General features: G+C 46.6%; 24 protein-coding genes. 11 read left to right on the forward strand and 13 right to left on the reverse strand.

The window, feature by feature from the left end:
• The first annotated feature begins 618 nt into the window (after positions 1–618).
• The 4 genes from QQL66_RS03605 (at position 619) to QQL66_RS03620 (ending at position 2,699) form a co-directional block, all read left to right on the forward strand.
• Positions 619–936 carry a DUF6916 family protein gene (locus QQL66_RS03605; RefSeq protein WP_284378856.1) on the forward strand — a complete coding sequence of 106 codons (318 nt, stop codon included), beginning with the start codon at positions 619–621 and terminating at the stop codon, positions 934–936.
• 105 nt (positions 937–1,041) lie between these two features.
• Positions 1,042–1,572, forward strand: coding sequence for a phage tail protein (locus QQL66_RS03610; RefSeq protein ID WP_284378858.1), 531 nt, complete (start codon positions 1,042–1,044; stop codon positions 1,570–1,572).
• Positions 1,573–1,620: 48 nt separating this feature from the next.
• Positions 1,621–2,127 (forward strand): phage tail protein, encoded by a 507-nt coding sequence (locus QQL66_RS03615; protein ID WP_284378861.1) that lies wholly within the window; start codon positions 1,621–1,623, stop codon positions 2,125–2,127.
• Positions 2,128–2,153: 26 nt separating this feature from the next.
• Positions 2,154–2,699 (forward strand): phage tail protein, encoded by a 546-nt coding sequence (locus QQL66_RS03620; protein ID WP_284378863.1) that lies wholly within the window; start codon positions 2,154–2,156, stop codon positions 2,697–2,699.
• A 21-nt stretch (positions 2,700–2,720) separates the two neighbouring features.
• Here QQL66_RS03620 and QQL66_RS03625 read toward each other — a convergent pair whose 3' ends face one another.
• A complete protein-coding gene (locus QQL66_RS03625; RefSeq protein WP_284378866.1) occupies positions 2,721–3,812 on the reverse strand; it encodes a hypothetical protein in 1,092 nt (363 codons plus the stop codon).
• 170 nt (positions 3,813–3,982) lie between these two features.
• Between QQL66_RS03625 and QQL66_RS03630 the strand changes: the two genes are divergently transcribed.
• Positions 3,983–4,459: a hypothetical protein gene (locus QQL66_RS03630; RefSeq protein WP_284378869.1), complete on the forward strand. Its 477-nt coding sequence runs from the start codon at positions 3,983–3,985 to the stop codon at positions 4,457–4,459.
• 62 nt (positions 4,460–4,521) lie between these two features.
• Here the strand turns inward: QQL66_RS03630 and QQL66_RS03635 are convergent, their stop codons facing one another.
• The 8 genes from QQL66_RS03635 to QQL66_RS03670 all read right to left on the reverse strand — a co-directional run bounded on the left by QQL66_RS03635 (position 4,522) and on the right by QQL66_RS03670 (position 15,977).
• Entirely contained in the window at positions 4,522–5,034 is a 513-nt protein-coding gene (locus QQL66_RS03635; protein ID WP_284378871.1) for a GNAT family N-acetyltransferase, read from the reverse strand.
• A 201-nt stretch (positions 5,035–5,235) separates the two neighbouring features.
• The gene (locus QQL66_RS03640) at positions 5,236–7,284 is read right to left on the reverse strand and encodes a phytanoyl-CoA dioxygenase family protein (RefSeq protein WP_284378873.1); all 2,049 of its coding nucleotides are present in this window, start codon (positions 7,282–7,284) and stop codon (positions 5,236–5,238) included.
• A complete protein-coding gene (locus QQL66_RS03645) occupies positions 7,284–7,862 on the reverse strand; it encodes an aspartyl/asparaginyl beta-hydroxylase domain-containing protein (protein ID WP_284378875.1) in 579 nt (192 codons plus the stop codon). The genes QQL66_RS03640 and QQL66_RS03645 overlap by 1 nt, the downstream gene beginning before the upstream one ends.
• 141 nt (positions 7,863–8,003) lie before the next feature.
• Complete coding sequence (locus QQL66_RS03650) at positions 8,004–9,161, reverse strand: TIGR03032 family protein (protein ID WP_284378878.1); 1,158 nt, start codon at positions 9,159–9,161, stop codon at positions 8,004–8,006.
• Positions 9,158–9,988 carry a thioredoxin fold domain-containing protein gene (locus QQL66_RS03655; RefSeq protein ID WP_284378879.1) on the reverse strand — a complete coding sequence of 277 codons (831 nt, stop codon included), beginning with the start codon at positions 9,986–9,988 and terminating at the stop codon, positions 9,158–9,160. The genes QQL66_RS03650 and QQL66_RS03655 overlap by 4 nt, the downstream gene beginning before the upstream one ends.
• Positions 9,989–10,021: 33 nt before the next feature.
• On the reverse strand, positions 10,022–11,206 hold the full coding sequence (locus tag QQL66_RS03660) for a S8 family peptidase (RefSeq protein WP_284378881.1): 1,185 nt from the start codon (positions 11,204–11,206) through the stop codon (positions 10,022–10,024).
• A gap of 158 nt (positions 11,207–11,364) precedes the next feature.
• Positions 11,365–13,815: a ricin-type beta-trefoil lectin domain protein gene (locus QQL66_RS03665; protein WP_284378883.1), complete on the reverse strand. Its 2,451-nt coding sequence runs from the start codon at positions 13,813–13,815 to the stop codon at positions 11,365–11,367.
• A 485-nt stretch (positions 13,816–14,300) separates the two neighbouring features.
• A complete protein-coding gene (locus tag QQL66_RS03670; protein ID WP_284378885.1) occupies positions 14,301–15,977 on the reverse strand; it encodes a sensor histidine kinase in 1,677 nt (558 codons plus the stop codon).
• A gap of 200 nt (positions 15,978–16,177) precedes the next feature.
• Here QQL66_RS03670 and QQL66_RS03675 point away from each other — a divergent pair, with 200 nt between their 5' ends.
• The 6 genes from QQL66_RS03675 to QQL66_RS03700 all read left to right on the forward strand — a co-directional run bounded on the left by QQL66_RS03675 (position 16,178) and on the right by QQL66_RS03700 (position 21,283).
• Positions 16,178–17,176, forward strand: coding sequence for an AraC family transcriptional regulator (locus tag QQL66_RS03675; protein WP_284378886.1), 999 nt, complete (start codon positions 16,178–16,180; stop codon positions 17,174–17,176).
• A 124-nt stretch (positions 17,177–17,300) separates the two neighbouring features.
• On the forward strand, positions 17,301–19,307 hold the full coding sequence (locus QQL66_RS03680; RefSeq protein WP_284378888.1) for an alkyl/aryl-sulfatase: 2,007 nt from the start codon (positions 17,301–17,303) through the stop codon (positions 19,305–19,307).
• Positions 19,308–19,436: 129 nt separating this feature from the next.
• Positions 19,437–19,994, forward strand: a complete 558-nt coding sequence (locus QQL66_RS03685) for a DJ-1/PfpI family protein (RefSeq protein WP_284378890.1) — start codon at positions 19,437–19,439, stop codon at positions 19,992–19,994.
• A gap of 27 nt (positions 19,995–20,021) precedes the next feature.
• Positions 20,022–20,414: a ribbon-helix-helix domain-containing protein gene (locus tag QQL66_RS03690; protein WP_284378891.1), complete on the forward strand. Its 393-nt coding sequence runs from the start codon at positions 20,022–20,024 to the stop codon at positions 20,412–20,414.
• 155 nt (positions 20,415–20,569) lie between these two features.
• Positions 20,570–21,031, forward strand: a complete 462-nt coding sequence (locus QQL66_RS03695) for a DUF2721 domain-containing protein (RefSeq protein WP_284378893.1) — start codon at positions 20,570–20,572, stop codon at positions 21,029–21,031.
• A 60-nt stretch (positions 21,032–21,091) separates the two neighbouring features.
• On the forward strand, positions 21,092–21,283 hold the full coding sequence (locus tag QQL66_RS03700; RefSeq protein ID WP_284378894.1) for a hypothetical protein: 192 nt from the start codon (positions 21,092–21,094) through the stop codon (positions 21,281–21,283).
• Between the two features lie 95 nt (positions 21,284–21,378).
• On the opposite strand, the gene QQL66_RS03705 is transcribed toward QQL66_RS03700, so the two are convergent.
• Genes QQL66_RS03705 through QQL66_RS03720 form a run of 4 tightly spaced genes read right to left on the reverse strand, consistent with a single transcriptional unit; the run spans position 21,379 to position 24,708 of the window.
• Complete coding sequence (locus QQL66_RS03705; RefSeq protein ID WP_348524831.1) at positions 21,379–21,603, reverse strand: DUF2933 domain-containing protein; 225 nt, start codon at positions 21,601–21,603, stop codon at positions 21,379–21,381.
• The gene (locus tag QQL66_RS03710) at positions 21,575–21,952 is read right to left on the reverse strand and encodes a P-II family nitrogen regulator (RefSeq protein ID WP_284378896.1); all 378 of its coding nucleotides are present in this window, start codon (positions 21,950–21,952) and stop codon (positions 21,575–21,577) included. Before QQL66_RS03710 ends, QQL66_RS03705 begins: the two co-directional genes overlap by 29 nt.
• Positions 21,952–22,317 (reverse strand): cupredoxin domain-containing protein, encoded by a 366-nt coding sequence (locus tag QQL66_RS03715; protein ID WP_284378898.1) that lies wholly within the window; start codon positions 22,315–22,317, stop codon positions 21,952–21,954. Before QQL66_RS03715 ends, QQL66_RS03710 begins: the two co-directional genes overlap by 1 nt.
• A gap of 57 nt (positions 22,318–22,374) precedes the next feature.
• Positions 22,375–24,708 carry a heavy metal translocating P-type ATPase gene (locus QQL66_RS03720; RefSeq protein WP_431356880.1) on the reverse strand — a complete coding sequence of 778 codons (2,334 nt, stop codon included), beginning with the start codon at positions 24,706–24,708 and terminating at the stop codon, positions 22,375–22,377.
• Positions 24,709–25,088: the final 380 nt, after the last annotated feature.

Below are 25,088 nucleotides of genomic sequence, written 5' to 3' on the forward strand. Positions count from 1 at the left end.
CCTTGTTTGAAGCTAATCCCGCAATTCTTCTGAGTATAGTCCATTAATTTTTTAAGCAAGGTTGAAATATGAACAAGTTTGTTACTCTTCGTATCTTGCTTTTCGGCCTGTTAGCGATGTCCAGCCCTTGTATTCAAAGGGGGTCTATAAAACGATGGCGATTCTGATAAATGTGACTGATGATTTTTTGAACATTTTTTATTGGCGCTTTCGCATTGGGCTGACTATCTTTTTCCATCACGGATGTCTTTTTCCAACGTAATGAATCTGCGTCGCGATAGGCGATAGGGATAAGGGATTAATGGAACAAGGGATAGGGAATCTAATGGAATTAGAGGGCAGGAGACAGAATGCTTGTCTGGGGGTATGGGTATGTCCAGATCTCTGTTCGGCACGCACTCCCGCGCTACACGTTTTAATAATTTCGTCAGAAATCATCCAACATTTGCATCTGCTAACAGCCCATGTACTCAGATGTATAGATGTTATAAATCTTTATTCATACCCGTCACATAATTCATACCAGTTACTTAGTTCATACCTGCGACTTAGTCCATACCTGCTACTGAGCCAATTCACGCCATATCTTACCGTTTCATTCACGACAGGAGAGCCAAAATGAAGACACTTACTTGTGCGGATTTTGCCGCACATCTGAACACAACATTCACCGCACGTATTCGTGACGCTGATCCTGAAGCTGAAATCGAAGCAATTAACGTGGAGCTGGAACTTCTCAAGGCTGAAGACAGGACCAACGAGCAAGGAGAACGTTTCTCGCTTATTTTTAGCAGTCCTAAAGAAACTGCCGTCGGACAGGGCTGCTATCCACTGCAACATGATGTTATGGGCGAACAGAGTATCTTTCTGGTGCCAGTTCGAGAGGTTGAGAACAGCATACGCTACGAAGCGGTCTTCAACCGCCTTAAGAGTTAGGACACCTGAATATACAAGAATGGATCTTGTCTATGGGAAGTGAATGGGCCCGCAATCTCTGGCCCTTTGCTCCAAAAAAATGACATGTTTTTTACGGAGGACAGCATGAGCGAACCATTTATGGGTGAAGTAAAACTGATCAGTTTTAATTTCGCCCCGGAACATTGGGCCTACTGTGATGGCCAATCACTACCAATCGGACAGAACACCGCATTGTTTTCTCTTCTCGGGATTCAGTTTGGTGGTGATGGACGAAGTAATTTTAATTTGCCTGATTTGCGCGGTCGTACCCCAGTGCATTCAGATCATAGCTCCTACCCTCAGGGCCTTTCATACGGGGTTGAAACAGTAAGACTGAATTCTGCTGAGATGGGCTATCACACCCATGCTCTGAACGCTACTACAACCAACGGTTCTACCTACCGGCCCCTCCCTACACAAAGCAAGACGTTCGCGACTTCGTTTGACGCTGCAGTCGGGAACGTATTTATCTACAGTCCGGCGCAGAGCTTAATTCCACTTAATCCAAATACTTGCAGCCCGGTAGGTGGCGGTCAGTCCCACAATAATGTCCAACCCAGTGTTGTGGTTGGCTTTGTTATGGCTCTGTTGGGCACATACCCCTCACGCAACTAACTCTGGAGGCATAGAATCATGGCAGAACCATTTATTGGAGAAATCCGTATGTTCGGGGGCAATTTTGCCCCGTTGCATTGGACATTTTGCTACGGCCAGTTACTCGCCATCGCAGATCAACAGGCATTGTATTCCCTTATCGGAACCGCCTTTGGGGGGGACGGACGTTCAAGTTTCGGTATACCTGATTTTCGCGGACGTATCCCCATTCATCAGGGGGCTGGCCCAGGATTGACTCCACGAATAAGAGGTCAGGTATTCGGACAAGAAACAGTGGCTCTCACCGTTGATCAGATTCCTGCTCATCAACATGCCATCCAGGCATCAACCAGTGCGCCGGAATATGACTATCCCGCAGGGATGGTATTAGGCACTCCCAATGACGGAGCGCTTCTTTACACCAATCCAACCGCCCTTCCATCGCCAACCTTGAGTGAGCTGGCTGATGAAGCAGTCAGTGACGCCGGTGGAGGAGGTGCCCACTACAACATGATGCCGACTACGTGTATTAGCTTCATTATTGCCCTGAAAGGGATTTTTCCGTCCCGGAACTGAATGCATTTTTTAAGGAGATATTAATCATGGCAGAGCCGTTTATAGGAGAGATAAGAATCTTTCCCTGCACTTTCCCACCCGAGTTCTGGGCCTGGTGTAGCGGTCAGATTTTACCCATCGGCCAAAACCCGGCACTTTATGCCATTATCGGTACTTTGTACGGTGGCAACGGAAATACCACTATGGGCCTCCCTGACCTCACCCGACGGGCGGCTATGGGCCAAGGGACCGGTCCTGGTCTTCACCGTCGTAATTTGGGAGATGTGGTTGGCACAAATACGGTCGAATTGACTGAGCTAACAACGCCAAAGCACGATCATACCGGCTATGTATCAACCGACTTTCTTCCACCAAAGCTTCAGTCCACTCCAAGTGACAAGTCTTATCCTTCCGCAATGCGTTTCCCGGGTGGAACGATCGAAGGATACGCGAACCCGGACTCAAACCTCACGTCAATGGCGGAGAATGCCTTGGACCCAGCCGGTCAGAGTCAACCCCATGAAAATCGGCAGCCCTTCCTGGTGATGAATTTCTGTATTGCTCTGGAAGGACTGTTTCCATCACGAAATTAAACTGATAGGGGGCTTGGCCCCCTAGTTACTAGCCGAATTTAGCTGCAGATACATATCTTTCAGCTTCCCACGAGCCAGTTTCTTAAGAAACTCTGGCATGACTTTCTGCGAAGTTCCGCCAGAAAACTGCAGGCTAGAACTCTTTGAATTAAATTGGCAACGTTGCCTCATGCTCTCTATGTCTTCTTGGGTCAGTCCAACAGAAAATAACTGATTGGCTTTTTGCCATGCATAATCCGGTAACTGCTTATAATGTACAGTGTTCTTACCTGATTCTGCCAGTGAGTCCAATGCTGCTGAAAACGTCTTTTCAGTGACCAACGCACAATAGTCATCCAGTTTTGCAGGATCAATCTCACTCGGTTGGCGATCAAGTCTTGTTGGGTTGATCATCCCAGGCACCATCTGTCTCCCTCTTTGGCAAAACTGCGAAAATAAAATGGCCTCGGGTTCTCGATACAGAAATATCCAGGGAACCTCTGGATACAAGGATTTGAATAATGGCTGGTCAAGAATCTGCTGACTTTCAACCTTGAGCAGAGACCGCTCTTCACCTTTACGTCGGCAACGGGTGAGATAGGCAATGGCATTTCCCAGGCGTGCCGTCAGACGCTTCAAGTGGTACCCACCTTGACGAGAACTCCAGTCAATCAGTGATTCAATAATCGGAGGTTCGGAGAGTACAGATAGCCGGGAGGATGTTGCAAACAGCTGACTCAGAAGCGTGGAACCACAGCGAGAGGCGTGAAAGATGATACCTGCCAAGGGCAGAATGTCTCCGGATGGAGAATCATCCAGAGCCTCGATACCTGTTAGAAATGATCGAGGAGCAGCGTTAAAAGGGGTATGAATAGAAGGCGTATGAACAGTAGGGGTGTGAACAGTAGGGGTGTGAACAGTAGGGGTGTGAACAGTAGGGGTGTGAACAGTAGGCGCGTGGCGGCGAACAGTGACTTCAAATCTCGGTTCAAGTAGCCTGGTTTCCCCGATGAAACGCCAATCCACCCATATGGAATGATCAATCTCCACCAGATCGAAAGGAACCCAGCCTGGATTCGACAGCTCTTCCATATAAACAGTTCGTTGTTGGTGATCAGTGAGTTGATTGTTCATGTTTTGTGCCTTCCATCCGTGATTCAATGTGATTCATCCTGGAGAAAACCGCCTCTTTCCATTTGTTTGACTGTACCTGTTGTGGAGGTCTTTGATATCTAATTGTCTGTGCACTTTCTGAATTTATCCTTTCGATCTATATTCAAATAGTACTCAAGGAGCTCAATTTCATGACAATGGATATCACCAACCGAATCACGACATTTCTGCAACATCTCGGAATCAAAATCCAATTCTCTCCACTGAATGAAACCACCTTTCTTCCCGGCCTACTGATTCGACAAGGAGAGCTGATTGTTGACCTGGATAAGCTCATGTACCCGGGAGACTTACTTCACGAAGCAGGTCACATTGCAGTAACGGCTCCCGATGAAAGAAGCAAATTAACAGGGGATGTCCACAAGTGCGGTCACGGTCCTGGAGAGGAAATGGCCGCTATTGCCTGGTCCTGGGCAGCCCATTTAACGCTGGATATTTCAGCGAACGTCCTGTTTCATCCTGATGGCTACAAGGGAGCTTCTCAGCATTACATCGAAGTTTTTGAGCGCGGCCAGGGGTTTGGTATCCCTTTGCTTGTTTACTGGGGATTGACCCAATCTCCTGATCAATCCGGAGGCTATCCTGTCATGTCAAAATGGCTTCGCTGATTCTGCTTTCATTGATCATTTAGATCATTTCATGCCGTTATAAAATGAAATTTTCACAGTCCCTAAACAATCACTCGTGCAGGTTTCGGATACCACACAAGAAACTCATAGGGTGGCGTCACCTGTTCGACAACAAACCCCATTTTAAGGTAGAGATTTTTTGCAAACACATTGCCTGAAAAAACGGACAATGTCAGCGGCGCTCCGGCCTGTGCCGCAGCTTGCTGTAGGCAGCTTAATACCGCTTCACCATAACCTTTACCTCTTGCCAGTGGTATAAATGCGATATCAACAAGACGAATTTCATTCTGTCCGAAATCAATTGTCACCTTACCTATGGGCTCTTGTAACTTTTCAACGATGAAGTACATCGCATTCGGGAATTTGTCACCGTATCCTTCGGTCTGAACCTGGTATTGCATTTGGATGAAAGACTCAACAAAATCTTTCTCTCCATCGATCATCTTCAAGTCATCACGAGTACTGTTGTGTAACTTTTCAAGAAATGGTTTATCAGAGGGGGTGGAGGGACGAATACCCAGTCCCTTACTTAAGTTCAATCCTTCTATTGCCATAATCCTTACTCTCCCTTTGGCTAACTGATGTTGCAGTAAGTCCTAAACGTCTGTTTTGGTTTCAACAGACTAAAATCAAATGGTGTTGCTGATGATTAATGTTGCGTAACTCAAAGTATAGAAGCTAACAACGGTATCGCCTTATGGTGTCCTTATCTTTGGTTGCCCCGATTTTGGTGATTCGGTTTTGGTGATTCGGTTTTACGGATACATCGTCAAATACTGGACAATTCGAGGGTGCAGAGCGTTATTCGGACTCCCTCCATGAGGCAAAAATTGATGCCATACCACTAAAGATCCTGCCGGAGCTGACACATAACGAGCCTCAAGCCCTGATAAATCCTGTTGGTTTGGATCTGCGCCTTCTGGCAGTCCTGCTAACCATTGCTCTAACTTATGATGGAAGCCCGGAACACAACGGAATGCGCCTTGATTCTCAGCAACGTCTGTCAGGTAGATCATTCCTTGAATGCCAAATACCAGTGGCTCTGAAAAGTTAAGATCCCAGTGCAGGCGGGTTCCATTGAATTGGTGGGTAGGGGTTTCCGGAGGGTTGAATCCTACTCTGTCTGTAGAACTGTGTAGATTCTCCGATTGCCATAAATCCGCAAAGACTTGGCGAATTTTTTCGGATTTCCTGTTGGCATCAAGTGCCGGATCCCGGAATAGCTGCACCATAATATTTTGTTGGGCTGAATGGTGTTTATACCAAGTGTCCGGTTGCTCTGGGTGTTTCTCTAAAAAACGATAGATTGCCTCTACCGAAGCCTGGCATTGAGCTTTGTCGAGAACATTTTCAACCACCAGATAACCGTTTTGTTGCCAGAAAGATTTTTGTTCTTCACTTAAATAACGACAGGTTTTGGAGGGTTCAGAGGTTGAATCTGTTGATAAATAGCGATTGATTTCATTAATTCGATGGGGCTCTATCTTCCCGCCATTTTTTTCAAGCAACCAACGTTCAAAGCTGTCGTAGTCCTTTGCAGTTTGGTATAGAAAACAGAGGCACTCTTCCAATCCTACTTCCAGGAGATCAATGAGTGATCGATCGAGTAGCCACTCATTATTTCTGATTTCTCGATTCAGGCGGCCGACTTTGTCCAATTGGGCTTTATGCCATAGGCGTTTTAAATGCCTGATGCCCAGTGCGCCCAACTCATCGCTTGAAACTGGTTCTTCGACTGTTTTGGATCGCTCGGGAAAGAGTACAGAATACCCAGGCGGCGAGCCATTTACGGTTCCGTATTGATACGTTAATCGAAGGGTGTCACCGGGCTGGAAATGCCGATGGTCGAAGCACAGAGGCAAACTGAGGCTGGATTCACCATCCCGTAACCATAAGTCTTGATATACCTGAACTTCGGTGCGTAATTTCAAATGATTATGGTCTACTGGTAGGGGAGAGGGAATATGAATTTCTCCATCCAGTAAGGTTAAATTGCCGGCAGCAATTGCCGTGGCGGATTCACGGTTGAGGCAGCCAAATAGGCCCAAGTCTGTTGCCTCGGTTTTTTCCATTAACCCTTGTTTGTAATCCGTTTCATGCCTTGCGTTATACACGCAGGCATCCAGCACCACTTGCTGGGGTATCAGAGTACTTTGTTCATCCCGAAGGTATTTAACCAGATGACTGAAAATCAGAACCTGAGGTTCGTTCTTCAACATCCAGTTCATCGTCTCCGAAAGAATAATATCGAATTTTTGTTCTCCTGGCGGAAGCCATTGTGAGGCATCTGCCAGTTCAATCGAGCGGATGTATTGATCAAGCTCTAGCGTTGCTACGACACGTTTGACCGCGTCAATGTTTTCGTTGTGAATATCAATCAAGGTAGCCTGAATGCGGTGATCCTTGAAGCAAGCCAATACTGGTAACAACAATAATCCATATGGACCCGTTCCAGCATAGAGAATCTCGACTTGCTCTTTTTCTTTCAACTGATCCTGAATGGCCCTTGCAACGCCTCGCATAAAGCTGTGGGTTCGCATTAGATCCTGAAGGCATTTGGCTGCCTGAACTGGCGACAGAGCAATGCCAGAATCTAAGGTCTCTCCCAGCGTGTCTAGAGTATCATTGGCAGAGATACCGGTGATTTTCGCCAGAGCCTGGACCAGAGCATCTATGTGTGGTTTGGCAAAGCCTGCATCAGGGGAGGACTCTATCAGTGGTCTGCTATGTTGAATCACTGGGTGCTCGGGCAACAGAGAGGGCTTAATATCCGCATCTTTTGATCGGGGCTCGATTCTCATCATTACGCTTCCTGTAGATGTCCCTGAATTTTTTGAAGGAGCCAGTCGTTGGCTACGCAATCGATCACCAGATTGATTCTGCTCTGGCTCCCTCTGTTAATAACATGATGAGTTTGGTCAACATTGAGGTACCACATTTCTCCCTCTTGCATTGGAACTTGTTGATCATTGATCCAGAACTCTAGTCGTTCGTTGCTTTCAATAGGAATGTGGAGACGGGCTTCGCCGAATGCTAAAGACAGCCCATGATCGCGATGAGGTTTAATTTCTGACCCGCCATGAAGACGCATCAAACGCGCTGATTTGATAGGGCATTGAAGCCGATTCAGAAGTCCTTTGAGCGACGGTAGTCGCTCAAGAATAGGGAGGTCTACCCAGTCTTCACCGCATTGGATGGCGAAGCCTTGCAGAATAGGATGAGCATCTTTATGTTCCGCCAGACTACGCAAGGGTAAAACATCCCAGCTCCCGCAATAATCACGTTGATTAACGTGAGGGATCCAGTTGGCATCTGTTAAAGTCTGAACGTCCTTTTTCAGGTCATCCAACGGTACCTGAGTTTCCAAACGAGTGAACAACATCCTGTCTCCTCGCGATAACCATGAGTTGGCTTATCGATGTCCATTACCAGTGTTTTGGTGTTTATATAGGTTTAGTCCAGATTTTCAGAGTCTGCTTAGCTAATGCGCGATAAATGAATTTGATAATCATTGTTCGCTTTTTCACATTAGATCTTCCGCATAATCGTATAAGTGCCGTATAAGCGGGTTATTTACATCGAGCAGCTCGGGAAAGCTTCCGTTCGGAATGATTCCTATGTCATAGATCTGGTCTACGTCGTCCTCAAATTTGATGTAGGCGATGACACTGTCGTCATTCAGATTGATTAGCCAAACACCACTGACCGTTTCAATTCCTTCCTGACGAAGGGGCATGTCTTTGTTAGAGTCACTGTCCCTGACGCGGGAGAGGCCCACGAGCATGATGTCGTCCAGAAATGTCATACCTCTGAGAAAGCCTGGTAGTTGGATCATCTGTGTTTTGGCACCACTTTCAGGATCAACACGCCAGACAAGGCCACGCCCTGATTCGCAGACATAGATTTTGCCCTCGTGATAGCGAGGTGAATGGGGCATTATCATGCCGTCGACCAATATCTTGCTGGTTTGGACATCAATCAGCGTACCATCATCAAATTGTTGTTCCTCCGCCCAAGAGTCCCGACGGTTTTCTTTGTTGAAGGTTGTCACATAGCGTGGTTTTCCATCTCGCATTGCCATTCCGTTCAGGTGACATCGATCTTCCGGTACCAGTTCACTAATGAAAGGAGGTTTCCAGCGAGCGATGAAACTACTATCCGGGGCGAGAGTGGCAAGGCAGGAAAAGGTGGAGTTGACTACCCACAGACCTTCATCGCCCCAGGCAATGTCATGAATGTTGATCATGCCGGTCGTGATTGCTGCGCGATGAAGATAAAGCGCATTGGCTTTTTTCACCTGGTTGATTGTCTTCCGCCGCTCATTCAAAAAAGCCTCCATAGCCTTCTCATCTTTTTCAAGAATTTTTTTGGTGAGCTCCTGTTCGTTATCCAGATAGCCGGAGCGAACCTGATCGAGAAGGCCATCACAGCGTTGGAAATCAATGACCTGAGTAGCCGTGCCCAAGGTAAGGTGGTGCTGGTCTGCATATACTCCCATTGGTCGAGGGAATTCTTTGGAACACGTGGTGACAGTGTCACCGTCACTGCGGATAAGGATTAACTGTCCTGCTTGGTAGCTGGTGATAACCAGAGATATGTTGAGTACTTTTAAAATCTGGGGAAGGTTATCACTGTATACCGAGCGCAGATCAAACTGATCCTCTGATGTTTGTTGAGTCATTTTTCAGCGACACTCCGTTCCTTGCTATTCAATGTCTTGCTATTAAATGTGTTGCTATTGGACGTTTTGTCATTCTCCGGCGTATCTTTCCATAGCATGGCCAACAGTTGTTTATAGGTATATCGATTTCCTTCTTTATCAAAAATCGTTGGTGTTCCCCTGACACTCAGTTCTTTGGCAATTTCAGTGACTTGAGCGTTCTGAGAGTCAAAGGTGCGACGTTCGCTCTCTTCAAACGTTTTGTGCTGATATTCCTTATCCTTGTTCAGCATTATGCGACGCATAACATCCAGACGTTGCGACCGATTTTGGGCAAGTACAAAGTAACTTTTGTCTATTCCACTTTCAGTTTGTTGAAGTGGATACAGGAAGTAGTGAAGAGAGACTGTTTCTGGGAGAGAGCGCTTGATCAGTTCTGCTTCCAATTTGGTACACCAGGCACATTCAATATCGGTAAAGATATAATAGGCTTCGCTTCCGTCGCCCTGCGAGAAAGACGCTTGATCTGTGTAAGTCGTTAAGGGTTTTCGAACATACACACCTTTTCCCGACTGGTTATCGATCACTTTGCCCAGAAAGGTATAACGCAGATCGCTACTCACAGAAAAGCTGACTGGTACCATCTTTCCTCGCTGATTCAGACGCAGTCCGTTAACCAGATATAGCCCTTCGACTTCTTGATATTCAGTAATCTGGATATCATTTTCCCGAATGCTTGGCAGCGCTTTGAAGGTTTCCACCGTCACCGCACCTTCTGCAAAAGCGATTTGTCCCCCCAGGCAATGCCACAGCAAACATACCCAAGAAGCCAAAAATCTATACCTCATTTCCATTCTCCAATTCTTTGGCTTTTTATATGACTAATCTTTCTGAGCGTCTGCTTGAGTGGCAGACAGTGGCCAGATCTCTTTTGAACGAGCAACCAGTGTTTCTTGTAACTCTTTCAGCGTCAGCGTTGGATTGCTGGCTAACAGTAATGCTGACAAGCCGCTCGCCATCGCCGCAGATGCCGATGTACCGTTAAACCAACCATAACCCTGGTGATAAGTTGTACGAATCTGTCCAGGAAGATAAAGGTCAACCCTCTCGCCGTAATTACTGTAAGGGGCTATTTTTCCTTTTAGCTGAGAGCCCACCGTAATGACTGTGTTGATCGCTGATTCTTTACTGCCGGGTTTGATAGGTTGTCCCTCATTTCCTGCCGCAAAGATAATAATGCTACCGCGACCGTTCCTGCCGTGCTGCGTGAGGTATTGAATAACATCATTGACCGGTTCCATTAATACTCGGGAATTCCAACTGCAGTTAATGATGTCAGCTCCCGCTAAATTGGCTACGGTGAAAGAAAGGACTGTGTCAGACGTTCGTGTACTAGCCTGGCGGATTGGTATCAACGTTGCCCTCGGGGCAATACCGTCAATACCTAGTCCGTTATGCTGGGCCACCACAACACCGGCAACCTGTGTGCCATGCCGGTCTCCGCGTACCTGAGGAGTCGCGCCAAGTTGTTTGAGATCCGCATCGTAACTAAAGCCGACAGTCGCTCCCTTCAAATCCTCATGTTCCAGATTAAATCCATCGTCGATCACCGCTACCTTTATTCCTTCCCCTTTATTGGCTCTTAAGGCAGCAGGCAACGTGGCGGTAAAATCAGTCTCCGAAGAATAGCCATGCAGGGAACGGGGCTGAACGATGTCTGGTTGCGCGTAGAGTATGCCATCTTCTCGGGAAAGCGCTTCTGCGTCCTGACGAGGATTGTCCGATGGCATCAGATACAGATTGGCTTCACCTAGCATTGCCAACTGAGTGACCTGACGGTTGAGACGTTCCTGTAGATGTTGTTTTGAGAGAACAGCCTTGATGATAACGCCAGGGAGCGCTTCAAACGGGCCACATTGTTGTTGTCCGAAGTTAATAAGACACGTGTCTTCGTCGGCTTGTGCTGAAGGTAGACATTGACAGTAAAGCAGTACAGACAATATAAAAAAGCAGCATAGATACTGCTTTGTTGGCTTATCCTTTACCAACCGCCTGTCTATCAACATCCGTCCTTTATCCTTGTTTGAATCCGTCCTTTAGATGCTATTGAGTATAGTCTGTTAATTTTCAACAGCGAATGCGAAAAGAAAAAAAGCACCTATCTGAATCACTTCAAATAGGTGCTTTTCGTTCAATAGTCTCTATGTTTTAACGTCAGAGAATCTTACTGAATCCAAACCCATTGTTGGGTTTTTCCGCCGTGATAACCCCAGATATGAGCATCACTACCACGGTAGCTCCAGGTGTCTCCACCGTCGATGTCCAACGCTTTGCTGGTCGCATGTTTCGGGCGGAAGGAGTTGCTGTTGCCACGATCCCAGCGCTGGTTGTTACCGGTATGACAGCTCCATAGGTGAACGTCTGAACCATTGCTGGTGCCTGCGCCAGACACGTCTACACATTTAAAGCGAGCGGCTTTGCTGTGAATACGGCCCAGGCTGTCCTGATACCATTTTTGGTAGTCGTCACCCTGGCAGCTCCACTGGTGTACGTCGGTGCCGTTAGAGGTTCCTTCGTCTTCAAGATCAAGACAGTAACCTTTGCCGTTTTTCAGACGCTGATAGTTAAAAGCTTTAACCTGACCTGAGGAGGTTTGTACGTCAAAGTTACCCGATTTACCTGAGCTGTCTGTCGCTGCAACTAACATGTACATGCCTGCATCAAGGCTTAGGGTGATGCGAGCGTTAGAGCCTTCACCGCCATCATCATCGGCAGCAATTTGTTGGCCGTTGACGTCAAGCAGGTAAAGATACGCATCCTGAGAAGAACGCAGATCCAACGTAACCGGGCCTGACTGGTCTATGATCAGCTCAACCAGAGGGTTGTTTTTGCTGCTGATACTACGACCACCAGAGTTGCTCCAGCTGCCTTGAACCAAGGTGCCTGCGGCTGGTTCTTCTTCCGGAATCCAGCGGTCATAAGTAGCCGGCGTCCACCAGTACCACATTTGGGTTTTACCGCCGTGGTAAGTCCAAAGGTGGCTGTTGCTGCCATCGTTACTGTTGTCACCACCGCTGATGTCCATGGCACGGTTTGTTGCGTGAGCAGGGCGCAAAGAGTTGTTGGTGCTGCGAAGCCATTGCTGGTTAGCGCCACTGTCGCAGTCAGCAAGAATGATGTCGGTACCTTCGCCGGTGCCTGAGTTTTCTGCTTCAACACAACGGCTAGGGTAGAGCTTGCTGTGAAGACGACCAGAATCGTCTTGATACCAAAGTTGACTATCAATATCCGCAGGATCGGTATGGCAGCTCCATTGGTGTACTGGTGTACCCACTGAAGTGCTACGGCCTTCTAGATCCAAACATTTGCCTTTACCGTTACGAAGTTGGCGATACACCACTTGTGAACTTTCGGTTGGCAGGTTAATCGCAGGCGCGTCACCCTGAACCCATTTGCCTTCGGTTGCCTGGTCTGTGTAGTTGATCCAGGCTGATTGATTGCCTTTGGCTTGTTTCAGTAGATAGTTCTGATAGCCGTTCTTCGGTAAACCATAGCTGCCATTGAACTCTGAGGAACACACGTTGAAACCTTCAGCCCACGGGCCAGAAGCCGATGAAACTTGCCATTGACCAGCAGAGTCCAGACACACATACGGACGTGTTTGATCACAGCTCAGGTCGTTGAAACGCCCATTACCATTGTGCTCTGCACAGTCTTCATTACCAACGTTGTTTGGTTCGTTGGTGTTCCAGCTCCAAATCGCAGCGCCGTGACGGGCGTCATCATGATCCAGTTGATCCAAGCCCACAACGCCAACCGCACAGTCGGTTAGTGTCTTCATGTAGTTGGCATCAACGGCTTTTGGCGGATCACCAAACCAATCGCTCAGTGTTGTTGAATCTTCAAATACACGGGTAAAGGTTGAGCTTAATAAGTCCGGGTTGAAGCGATCGTTTTGACAATCAGGTGCAGGGGAAAGCTCACTGTTGTTGGTTGTAAACAAGTGGCCGAATGCATAGTTGGCCCAAGAGGTTCCTTCAGAACCAGAGCAACTGCCATCGCCATAGATCACGATTTGTTTTCCTGCATTGAGGATGTCAGCCTTGCTAACATTCATCGGGAAACTCTCGCCACATTGGCTTGGCTGATAAATTTTATCCGCGAAGTATTTATCCAGAATGGTAGACATTTCAGCGAAGTGGTTGTCCATGTGATCTTCGATGTATAGGAAGACTACCTGATCTTTGTGCGCCGGATTGCGAATCCAGGTGTTAACTTCACCGATGCGCTCTTCGGTACGGCCATCAAATTCACTACAGCCGGTGTGGTCGTCAGTACCGTGACATGCAATCAGTTCACTGCTGAACCAGTGGGTATCCAATTCCAATAAGCGCACGCCCATATCCAATTGCTCTGTCAGGGAATGGATGTGGTTTGGATCGTAGTAACTGCCCAGATTGGAGTAATGATCTGAGTTGTAGGAATTGTGAGTCATCAGCATTGTAGCTTCAGACATCGGTGTGTGTTTATCGATTTCAGCTTGCAGCGTAAGTGCTTTGTATTGCCAGCTGTTGAGATACGTTTCGATTGCAGCATCTGCCATCGCGAAGGAACTGCAAAGTGTCCCTAGGGAAATCAAGGCAAGCGATTTCTTTGAACGGGTCAATTTCGACATAGTGTTGTCCTGTTATTTTTATAATTATTCTACTGAGAGCCTTTGGCGGCTTAGTATCTAGCCCTAAATGGCCTGAACCGTAATGGTTACATGAAATCGATGACACGAGAGTGGCAAATATGGCCATTTGTGAGCTCTTTCCGCACGACTTTTTAGAAAGGTCCGATTATGACTGGGATCGGGGCAAAGGGGGCATGCTCTGTTGTTTATCCTTTTCTCTTTCTTCCTTCTGCGCTTGGGCCTTATTGGCGGTTTCTGTAAATCGCTTCATGGCTTCAACACTCAGAGTTGGCAATTCATCCTGATTGAAACGCTGAGAGGAGAAAGGACTTCGATGGTGTTTGGGTATGCTGCACATGACGAGCCTCACGAGAGCTTATAAAACATGAATCACACAGAGATTGGGCTGTTTATAGAGAGATAACTCCCAGTCTAAGTTTCGGTGGTATACATATTGGACAGGTCAGACGGTTGATCGTTCGGCGTTATATCTCGGGGCCTGATACTTCAGTGGCGTTCGATACTTTCTGTTTATAGCTGCCCATTTCTGATTTGGATAGGGATTTAGGCAGTGTGACTTCGAAGCATGTCCCGCCATATTTGGAGTCTATACAGCGGATGCTGCCAGAGAGTGCCTGGGTGACCAGGTTGTAAACGATGTTTAACCCTAATCCAAGACCACCTTTGTTTCGCTTGGTGGTGTAGAAAGGTTCAAAGATTCTTGATTGTTCGTCGTGCTTGATCCCAATGCCATCATCGCTGACAGTGAGAATGATGGAATGTTGGTCTTCACCAAGACGAGCTTTGAGATAAATATTCCCTGCCTGATCCTGGCTAAAGGCGTGGAGCGAGGCATTCTCAAGTAAAGATTGCAGTACTTTCATCAGGGAGCTTTCAAAAGTTTCTATGACCAGATTAGCCGGACATTCAATGTGCATTGTCAGCCCGCCGCGTAAGTTACTACCTGCCCACTTATTGATGTCCATAAAGCATTCTTGCAAGGTCACTTTCACAATACTTTCGATAACATCTTCTTTGACCGAAAGTTCTTTGAAGGTATTGATCATGGCGCTGATGCGATCAATATTATCTTCACTCATTTCAGACAGGGATTGAATACTGCCTAAATGCGTTTGTAGATTCTCTTTGGTGAGTTGCTGGTTATCAATGGCTGACTGGATTTGAGCAACGAAATCGGAAATGGCGCTGACCGAGGTTTTACACACGCCCAATGGTGTATTCAGTTCGTGAGCGAGCCCAACCACCATGCCTCCGGTGGCAAGCATTTTCTCTTTGACGATTAATTCTTTTTGAGTGTTCTGAAGTTGTTCGATCATTGCGTTTACGTTGGAGAGCGCGATAGAAAGCTCATTGTTGGAACGTTGTAATTCCGCCGTTCGTTCCGTTACTTTGGTTTCCAGCGCTTTGTTCAGGGCGGCCAGTTGTGAACGCTCCGAGATCAGTTCTACTTCAATCTGTTTCCGGTTTTCAAACTCCATCTTCAGATTAGCTTTCATTTTATTCAGGGCTGTAGTCACGGCTTCGAGTTCATCTTCCCGGTGAGTGCGGTGAAGTTCAAAGGGTTCGCTGTCGAGGGAGTCAAAGGAAAGGTTTCTGGTGTAACTTGCCAAGGTAATCAGGTGTCGGGTAATCAACCTGTGTACCAGGATCATGATCAGAATGGACACCATAAAGGTGTTAAAAAACTGAATCATCAGAATGTTGAAGGCTTTTTCGAGAATACGCTGGTAGACGTAGTTGTAATCAACTTGCACAAAAAGTGTGCCCAGCTCCTTCTGCTTATAAAGTAGGGGATAATCGATTAATTCAGAATAATCGTGACGCTTGGGGTTGCCTTTGGACACCCGTTCCCCGCCATTGAGCACCACATACGCATAGTTAATTTCTGGATAATTGAGTAAGCCTTTGAGTTTCAGTTCGACCTTGGGCCAGTCAAACTCCCATAGATCAAGGGTTAACTCTTTTAAGTCAACTTCCTGGATTCTGGCTTGGTGTTCACGAATTGCTTTGAGATCTTTTTGGTAATCAATATAGAGCAGAAAACACGATGTAATCAGCGTAATACAGGTACTAATAACTAAAACAATAAGCAACAGCCGGATGCTTAATTTCGAAGGGAGAAAGCGTTTAATGTTCTGCAAACTTTTAAGCTCCTTGTACTTAGACCAACAAACGCCTGTTGTTTAAGTTTTCCTTTAGATAATTAGTTGCTGAAAGGTGTTATATTTCTGAAAGTGTAGATGAAGAATTACAATTTAGCTCAAAAAATATATGTAGCTTGTTTGTTTAATACGAGTTTTTAAGTTGTTGGATTGGTTATCTTTTTAGGATTTTGGTGAATATGCATTACTCGACTCTGGCTTCTTGGTCTTTAGCAATTGTTAAAGCGTTGGATAAATCTGGAATCGATGGTATTGAGTTGTTAGCAAAAGCAGGGTTGGATTACGAGGCAATTCAGCTGAATCCGGAAGCCAGAATTCCTATCGAACAGATGACACAGGTGTGGCTGTTAGCTGAGGTTGCAACTCAAAATCCTGCATTTGGTTTGACCGTAAGCAGTTGTGTAAACCCCTTACATTTCAGAGCATTAGGTATGTTGATGATGACAAGTCACAGCATTGCCGAAACCTTTGAAAAAGTAGTGAAGTACTATTCCTTAATCAGCAATACCGGGCTGGTGGAGTTAGAACACACGCCCGATCTTTTAGGCTTTAAGATTCAACCGTTGGAAGGGGTAGTCATCAGCACCTTAGCCATCGATGCGTTTTTTGCCAGTGTGGTGGTGCTTTGTGAGCAGGTATTGAACAGTCGATCTTTCATCCACTCCGTTGAGCTAATCAAACCGGAACCCAAAAACAAAACGGCTTGGCAGACGTTTTTTCAGTGCTCTGTGAAGTTTAATGCGGACACCAACTGCCTTTGGATGAAACGGGACATTTTGGAAGCCAGCTCGGCCTTTAGTGATTCCCGAATGGCGGTGTATTCGGAATCCGTGATTCAGGATTATCTTGAAACGATGAAGCAGGGGGCATGGCGAGATCGTGTGATGCAGGCCATTCATGCCGCTTTCACCCACGGGGAACCGAGTCTCGCAGACATAGCCGCCCAGCTTGAAGTGAGCGAACGTTCTCTCAGTCGTCGCTTGAAAGAAGAACAGACCAGCTTTCGTGCCCTTTTGAGTGAGAAGCGAAAAGAGTTGGCGCAGTTCTATCTAAAGAACAGCGAACTTCCAGTCACTGAAATTGCGTATAAACTTGGGTTCAGTGATGTCAGCAATTTTACTCGCGCATGTCAGGGGTGGTTTGATTGTGCACCCTCGGTTTATCGTAAAACGTCCTGATTTCTTCCAAAACCGCTTATAACATCCTCAAATGACAACTCATTGGCAGGTTATGACCAGTGAAGGCTATTGAACTTACATACTATAAGGTGATTAGCAGTAGCTTCAGATAGTGAGGTAAGTTTTGAATTCAGTCAGTAAAACAGTTTTAACGTTAGGTTTGATCTCATCTCTGTTGGGATGTGGCCAGGATACTGTAGAGCGTGCTCCTCAGTCAGTGGCGAGTAACGAGGTGGATGCTCTTGGGTTCACTCCAGCGTCATCGTTTACGAAAGCGAAACAGGCATCCGTTTTGGAGTTCTTACCGTTCGAAGATACCGAAGACTTTGACCAGTCGAAACGAGGTTTCATCGCAAAGATTCCTGGTCTTCAAGTTAAGAACAAGGAAGGCAATGTGATATGGGATACTCAGGCTTACGAATTCATAAGTGATGCTGCACCTTCGACGGTGAATCCGAGTTTATGGCGTCAGACAAAGCTAAATAATTTGCACGGCCTTTACCAAATTTCAGAAAACATTTATCAGATTCGTGGTTTTGATCTGGCAAATATGACCATCATCAAAGGAAAGACGGGGTGGATTATTGTCGATCCGTTAACGACGGAAGAAACTGCAAAAGTTGCTATCAATCTCGTCAATGAGAAGCTGGGCAAACGTCCGGTGTCAGCAATTTTATTCACGCATTCCCATATTGATCACTTTGGTGGTGCCTTGGGCATTGTTTCCCACGATGAATTGGCACAACGGCCCATTCCGATTGTTGCGCCTGCGGGCTTTATGGAAGAAGCGACCAGTGAAAACGTGGTAGCGGGTATGGCCATGGGTCGTCGTTCAATGTTTATGTACGGTAAGCGACTGCCTAAATCAGAACGTGGACATGTGGGCTCAGGGCTAGGGAAAGAGCCTGCATTTGGTTCCTTCAGTATTCTCGAACCAAACTTGGTGATTTCAGAGGCCACGGAAAAGCACGTTATTGATGGCGTTGATTTTGAGTTCCAAGTGGTGTCGGGGTCAGAGGCTCCTTCCGAGTTTACCTTCTATTTGCCGCAGTTTAAGGCATGGTGTGGTGCCGAGATGGTGTCTCGTAACATGCATAACCTCTATACCTTACGTGGTGCCAAAGTTCGCGATGCGCTCAAATGGAGTGGTTACATCAACGATGCGATAACAATTGCCAAGCAAAGTGATCTCTATTTTGGCAGCCATCATTGGCCAATCTGGGGATCAGAGATGATTGTTGATTTCTTAAAATCCCAGCGTGATACCTACAAATACATTCACGATCAAAGCGTTCGTATGTTGAATGCGGGCTACACCCCTAATGAAATTGCGGAAGAATTAGAGTTACCTCCGACTCTGGCGAAGAACTTCTCTAACCGTGGCTACTATGGCACCGTTAAACATAATGCAAAGGCTGTTTATCAAGGCTATCTGGGGTGGTATGACGGTAATCCGGCTCACCTTGACCCGCTTCCGCCAGAACAGTCTGCAGTGAAATATGTTGAGTTAATGGGCGGTGCAGAACAAGTCATAACCAAGGCTCAGACAGCATTCGATCAGGGCGAGTATCGTTGGGTTGCAGAACTACTGAATCACCTGGTCTTTGCCGAACCAAATAATGAGCAAGCAAAAGAATTGCTGGCCAAAAGCTATGATCAACTGGGCTATCAGTCGGAGTCTGGCCCGTGGCGTGATGTCTATCTAACCGGAGCTTATGAGTTGCGTCATGGCGCACCTGATCAAGGCGTAAACATTGCGATGATGAAAGGGGTATTGCGAGAAGCGCCTGTTGAAAACTTCTTCATTTCTATGGCAGCGCGTTTAATAGGACCAGAGGCCTTCGACGAAGACTACAAGATCAACATCACCTTTACGGATCTGAACGAGAACTATGTGTTATGGATTGAGAATGCAGTGCTTCATCATAAACAGGCGCCTGCTGTGAGTGATGCCAATGCGACTCTGAAAGTGACCCATGAACTGTTCTTAAATATGGCTATTGGTGAAGCAGGTATCAAAGACACCTTGTTCTCTGATGATCTGGAAGTCGAAGGCAGTAAATTGGATTTGGTTAACTTCTTCCGCCTCTTCGATAAACCAAAAGGGATTTTCAATATCGTTGAACCTTAATTATTTACCGTTCAGCGCTGAGTATTCATTCATGTAGTACTATGCTGTGACCCGTTGCCATTGGTGGCTTGTTAGACTGGCCGAACATTGAATCAGTCAAGTTAAATCAGTTAACAACAGGAGCAAACAATGGCACGGGTATTAATGATCACTGGCGATTTTGTTGAAGATTACGAAAACATGGTGCCGTTCCAGGCGCTCATCGCAATGGGGCATGAAGTGGATGCAGTATGTCCTGATAAGAAAGCCGGTGAATCCATCGCAACTGCCATTCATGATTTTGAAGGCGATCAAACCTACACCGAAAAGCGCGGGCACAACTTTGTGCTTAACGCAGATTTTTCTTCTATCAACCTTTCTGACTACGATGCCCTTTATCTTCCAGGTGGTCGTGCACCAGAATACTTACGCCTAAATTCAAAAGTTATTGAAATCATTCAAACGTTTTCAACCAATAACAAACCGATTGCGGCGATTTGTCATGGTGCTCAGCTATTAACCGCAGCAGGGGTGATTGAAGGTAAGAAAGTCTCCGCGTATCCTGCGTGTGCGCCTGAGGTGACCTTGGCCGGTGGCGAGTACGCTTCACTGGAAATGGATCAAGCTATCACCGACGGTCAGTTGGTGACGGCTCCTGCTTGGCCGGCGCATCCTGAATTCTTGAAGCAATTCACGGCGCTGTTTTAATCGTTTTACTGCAAAAAGGAAGAGACTGTGTGTCAGTTGTTCATTAATGCCGATGAGTCATTGTGGGTGAGTAAAACCCGTTCGTTACGAGTGGATGGGGTGGTCACCTCGGTACGTCTTGAAAACTTCTTCTGGGATGTTTTGGAAGAATTAGCGAGCCGAGATGGCATGACCGTGACTCAGATGATTTCCAAACTCTATTTGGAATCGATGGATGCAGAACACGACATCAGCAACTTCTCTTCCTTTTTACGTGTCTGTTGCGGGCGTTATCTGTCGATGACGTCCGATGGACTGTTGCAACGAGATCTTAATGAACCATTGGAATTGGTTGATTCCTCTCGTTTGCTTCAAGAAGAGCAAGCTCACTCGCAGTTGCGTCAATCCAGAAGACAGAAAAAGGGACAGACATTGAACTAATGTCTGCTCTTTACTTCCAAGAAGATATCTTTTGTGAGCAGTGATGCGGACCGTTTGAATAGCTGTCACCTTGCTAGTGAACAATCATTGGTAAATGTTTGAAGAGCGCATATCATGCTCACTTCCTTCTTCTTTATTCCAAAAGGCACTTCTTCATGGCGATTGAGCTGGTCCAAACCGATAACGTTGTTGAACTGATCCAATTAGCGTTAGCGCCGGTTTTTTTGATTGTGGGCATTGGCCAGATTTTGAATGCGGTGACAGGACGCTTGGCTCGAATCATTGATCGGGCTCGTCATATTGATCAGAAATTAACGGCCAAAGAATTGACCGCTAATAAAACGGTGAGGCGAGAACTATCGTCATTAAAGCGCCGCATGAGTTTCGCTAACTGGTCCATTACGTTTTTAACGGGCGCTGCGGTGATTATCTGTCTGGACGTCGTGTTGTTACTGTTAAATGGCTTGATCGACTATGACTTACGTTCTGAAATCATCATCTTATTCATGCTGACGATGTTTGGAATTACTGGCGGTTTGCTGTCGTTTTTCTGTGAGGTGAGCGTAGCCACTGCGACGCTCAAGATTGAGACGTATGAGTCTGAGGATGATAAGTAGCCTTCCTGAAAATACCTTAAAAGATAATGACCTTGATGATCATTGAAGAGTTTTTTGTTTATGAGTGAGAAAAGAATACAAATTACTTTGTCTGAACGTGAACTAATTTATTTGATACAAAGTGGTTCGGCATTAATTACCAACATTTCTGAGAATGCTTTAACTACCTATTGTGGGTTTAACAAAGAAGAGATTCTTGAGTTCTCAAGTAAGATGAGAGAAATCGCTGATAAAGAAAGTGTCTCTTGGTAATGCGAAGTCTACTAGGCCGTCAAATGAAGCAACAGAAGCCGTTATAAAGTGGCGCGAGAGTTAAGCAAATAACAACAATCTGTTATTAATCTTGGCTATTCTTCTTGATCATTCGATTTATGTTTGTGATGGCCTCTATGCATAAATACATGCATAAGCGGGCAGGCCAGAAGCACTAAGATTGGCAGCCACTCATAGACATGTAGCCTGTGCTCCAAGAGTAGGAATCCTCCAAGTGCGATCAATAAAGCAATAGCCAACAGGCCCATTGGTGAGAACCAAAACGATTTTTTAGTTTTCATCGGGTGATACCACGTCATTGCGGGTGCTTGAGCCCTTCAAATCGAAATCTTGTTCGGAAGATGGTCGAAGCCCGTGAATCCAATACAATTCGTCCACAGGGCTAATGCAGACTAACCCTTCACTGTCTGCATTGACATGGGCTGTGTTCATGATTAACTTCGCAATGGTCTCTGCATTTTCTGTGTTGGTGTATAAATCCATTTGAAGATGTGGGACCAAGCGGCCTTCATTAAAGTGATCGTAATATTTTCCTCTGCCTTTTACAGGGTAAACGGTATAACCAGCGACTCCTAGATCAAGCAAGGCGGTTTCAACGTCATGCAGACGGAGCTCATCAAAAATTGCCGTGACTTTTTTGAGAGACATTAGCTTTCTCCTTCAACTCGAATCTGACCACGATACATCTGCATTTGGCAGTGAAATGTATAACTGCCAGGTGTGAGGGCAGGTAACTTGATTTCAATAACGTGATTCAGCGGCAACGTTTCACTGATATTGAGTTCAGGGAATACCAGTGTTTCAGCACAGGGTGATTCGTCGGTACGAATGAACGAAAGCGTGGCTTCTTGATTCGCTGGCACCGTGACAAACGCCGGTTGGTAGACGCCGTTTGCTACTTTAATTGGTTGATGTTGAACTGCCTCTAAGGACTCGTTCTTTGGCTGATAGATCCAAAACCACCAAATGATCAGTGCTATCAGTGCAAGGCCGAGTAAATTGATAATCATCATGGTTTTAACTCCTATACCCATATTTTCTGTGTCTGTTGGCCTTAATGTTTGTTTGCTTTAACTCTTGTTTGCTTTAAAAAAGCGCAAACGGTTAGCGTTTGAAACGACGGTGACCGAAGAGAAGGCCATCGCCGCACCGGCAATGATCGGGCTCATTAACACGCCAAACACCGGGTAGAGTATGCCGGCAGCAATAGGGACGCCCGCTGCGTTATAGACAAACGCACCAAATAAATTCTGCTTAATGTTGGAGAGCGTTGCTTTACTGATCGCAATGGCATCGGCCAAACCATGCAGGGAGCCGCGCATCAACGTAATGTCGGCACTTTCAATGGCGACGTCGGTGCCTGTTCCGATGGCAAATCCAACATTAGCCATCGCCAGTGCCGGAGCATCGTTGATGCCATCGCCGGTCATGCCGACAATTTCGCCTTCCATTTGAAGTGCTTGGACTTTTTGGGTTTTGTCCTCGGGCAATACTTCCGCATAAAACTCGGTGATACCCACTTTCTCTGCCACAGCCTTGGCGGTGTTGCGGTTGTCGCCTGTGAGCATCACCACGCGAACTCCGTTTGCCTGCAATCGTTGAATGGCTGCAATGGAATCCTCTTTGATTGGGTCTGCAACGGCGATGATGGCGGATAATTTGCCATCGACCGCAAAATACATCGGTGTTTTGGCTTCTGCCGCCAATGATTGGGCTTGATCAACAAACGCCGCGATCTCGATGTGTTTGGAGATCATCAATTTCTCATTACCGAACAACAGTTGCTTGCCGGTGATGGTCGCTTCCACGCCGTGGCCAGCAATGGTATTGAAGGTGTCGACAGTCAGCAGGTCGAGTTGTTTTTCTTTGGCGGATTCAGTAATCGCCAATGCCAGCGGGTGTTCTGATCCTGATTCCAAACTGGCAGCCAGTTGCAGAACGGTGTCTTTGCTTTCATCCGAAGTGAGCACAATGTCTGTGACTTTCGGCTCGCCAAGTGTAATGGTGCCGGTTTTATCCAGAACCATCGCGGTGATTTTTGAAGCGGTCTGTAACGCCTCGCCATTTCGGATCAGAACGCCAGCTTCAGCCGCTTTACCGACCCCCACCATGACCGACATGGGTGTAGCAAGACCTAGCGCGCAAGGGCAGGCGATGATCAGTACTGTGGTGGCAGAGACAATAGCAAAGGCTAGCGATGGTTCTGGGCCAAAGTTCAACCAGGCCAAGGCACTAAGTACGGCGATGATCATGATCACCGGTACAAAGTAGGTTGATATGACATCGGCCAGACGACCAATCGGGGGTTTTGAGTTCTGCGCGTGTTTCACCATGTTGATGATGTGAGCGAGCGCGGTGTCTTTACCGACACGGGTTGCTTCAAATATCAGGCTGCCGGTTTTGTTGATGGTGCCTGCAATCACTTCATCGCCCAGTTGTTTTTCAACCGGAATGGGCTCACCTGTGAGCATGGACTCATCAATGGCCGTGTGGCCCTCAATCACCACACCATCAACTGAGATTTTTTCGCCAGGGCGAACCCGGACGTTATCGCCAATGACTACGTCTTCGATGGGGATATCAATCTCCTGCCCGTTGCGTACAACGCGCGCAGTTTTAGGCTGCAAGCCGATCAGTCGTTTGATGGCTTCGGAGGTTCGGCCACGGGCTTTGAGTTCCAAGGCTAAGCCAAGATTAATCAGGCCAATGATCATCGCTGTGGCTTCAAAGTACACGTGACGGGCAACGCTCGGCATAATCTCAGGGAAAAGCACAACGACCATCGAATACAGCCAGGCAGTGCCGGTTCCCAAGGCGATCAGGGTATCCATGTTGGCGGAGTGGTTCTTGAAGGATTTCCAGGCGCCGGTATAAAAATGCTTTCCTGAGAAAATCATGACTGAGAGGGTAAGTAACCCGACAATCAGCCAAACTACCCGCTCGGTGGGTGTGTTCACCGACATTTCTCCGGTAATTAAACCGTAGGCCATAAGCGGTATCCCTAGTGAAAGGGCAATGGCCATGTCACGCAACAGTCGCTTGTAGTACTTGAAGTCTTCCTCTTCTTTCTCTTCGAGCGTATCAACTCCATTATTGGCACTGGCTTTGGCTTGATAACCCGCTTTCTGTACGGCTTGAATGAGTTGATCAGGGGATACGGCGCCTTCTACCAAAACGGTACGATCAGCAAAGTTCATATTGGCACTTTGTACACCGGGCACTTGCTTCAGCGCGCCTTCAATTTTACCCACACAACTGACACAACCGGCGCCTTCGATCATAAGGGTGGTTTGGTTGTTTTGCTGCTGAGCTTTGTGCTCTGTTTCATGGCGCTCTGGTTCATGATGGCCCGTTCCTTTTTGAGAAGGAACAGGTTGATTCGGTAGGTTCAATTCATGAGTCATAAGTGACACTCCTTACCTTTCTTAAATATAGCGCTTAGGTGTAAAGCTCTTTAAATATTGCACTGTTTGGCGTGGCGCTTTAAAGGGATCTTCTTTTAGCCTAAACCTGTGTGTAGCACTTGGGTCAAGTCAGTAGTTTTATTCAGCAATCATCCGTTTTTTTGAGCCGAATCGAACCGATTAGCACTGTTCTAACTTGAGTATAACGCTCCAAATGGCTCAAAAGAGGAAGATGACAAAAATGTCATTTAGGTGTCAGATTGCTGAAAGTCCGCTGCTTGTAAAGTGCCAGGAAATACCCGATCGTTATTACGCGATGAGGGTGAAGCAACAGGCGATACCTTGGCAACCGTTGGGGTTCGTTTTTGGTTATAAAAAAG

The organism is Litoribrevibacter albus (assembly GCF_030159995.1).
GTDB lineage: Bacteria > Pseudomonadota > Gammaproteobacteria > Pseudomonadales > Litoribrevibacteraceae > Litoribrevibacter > Litoribrevibacter albus.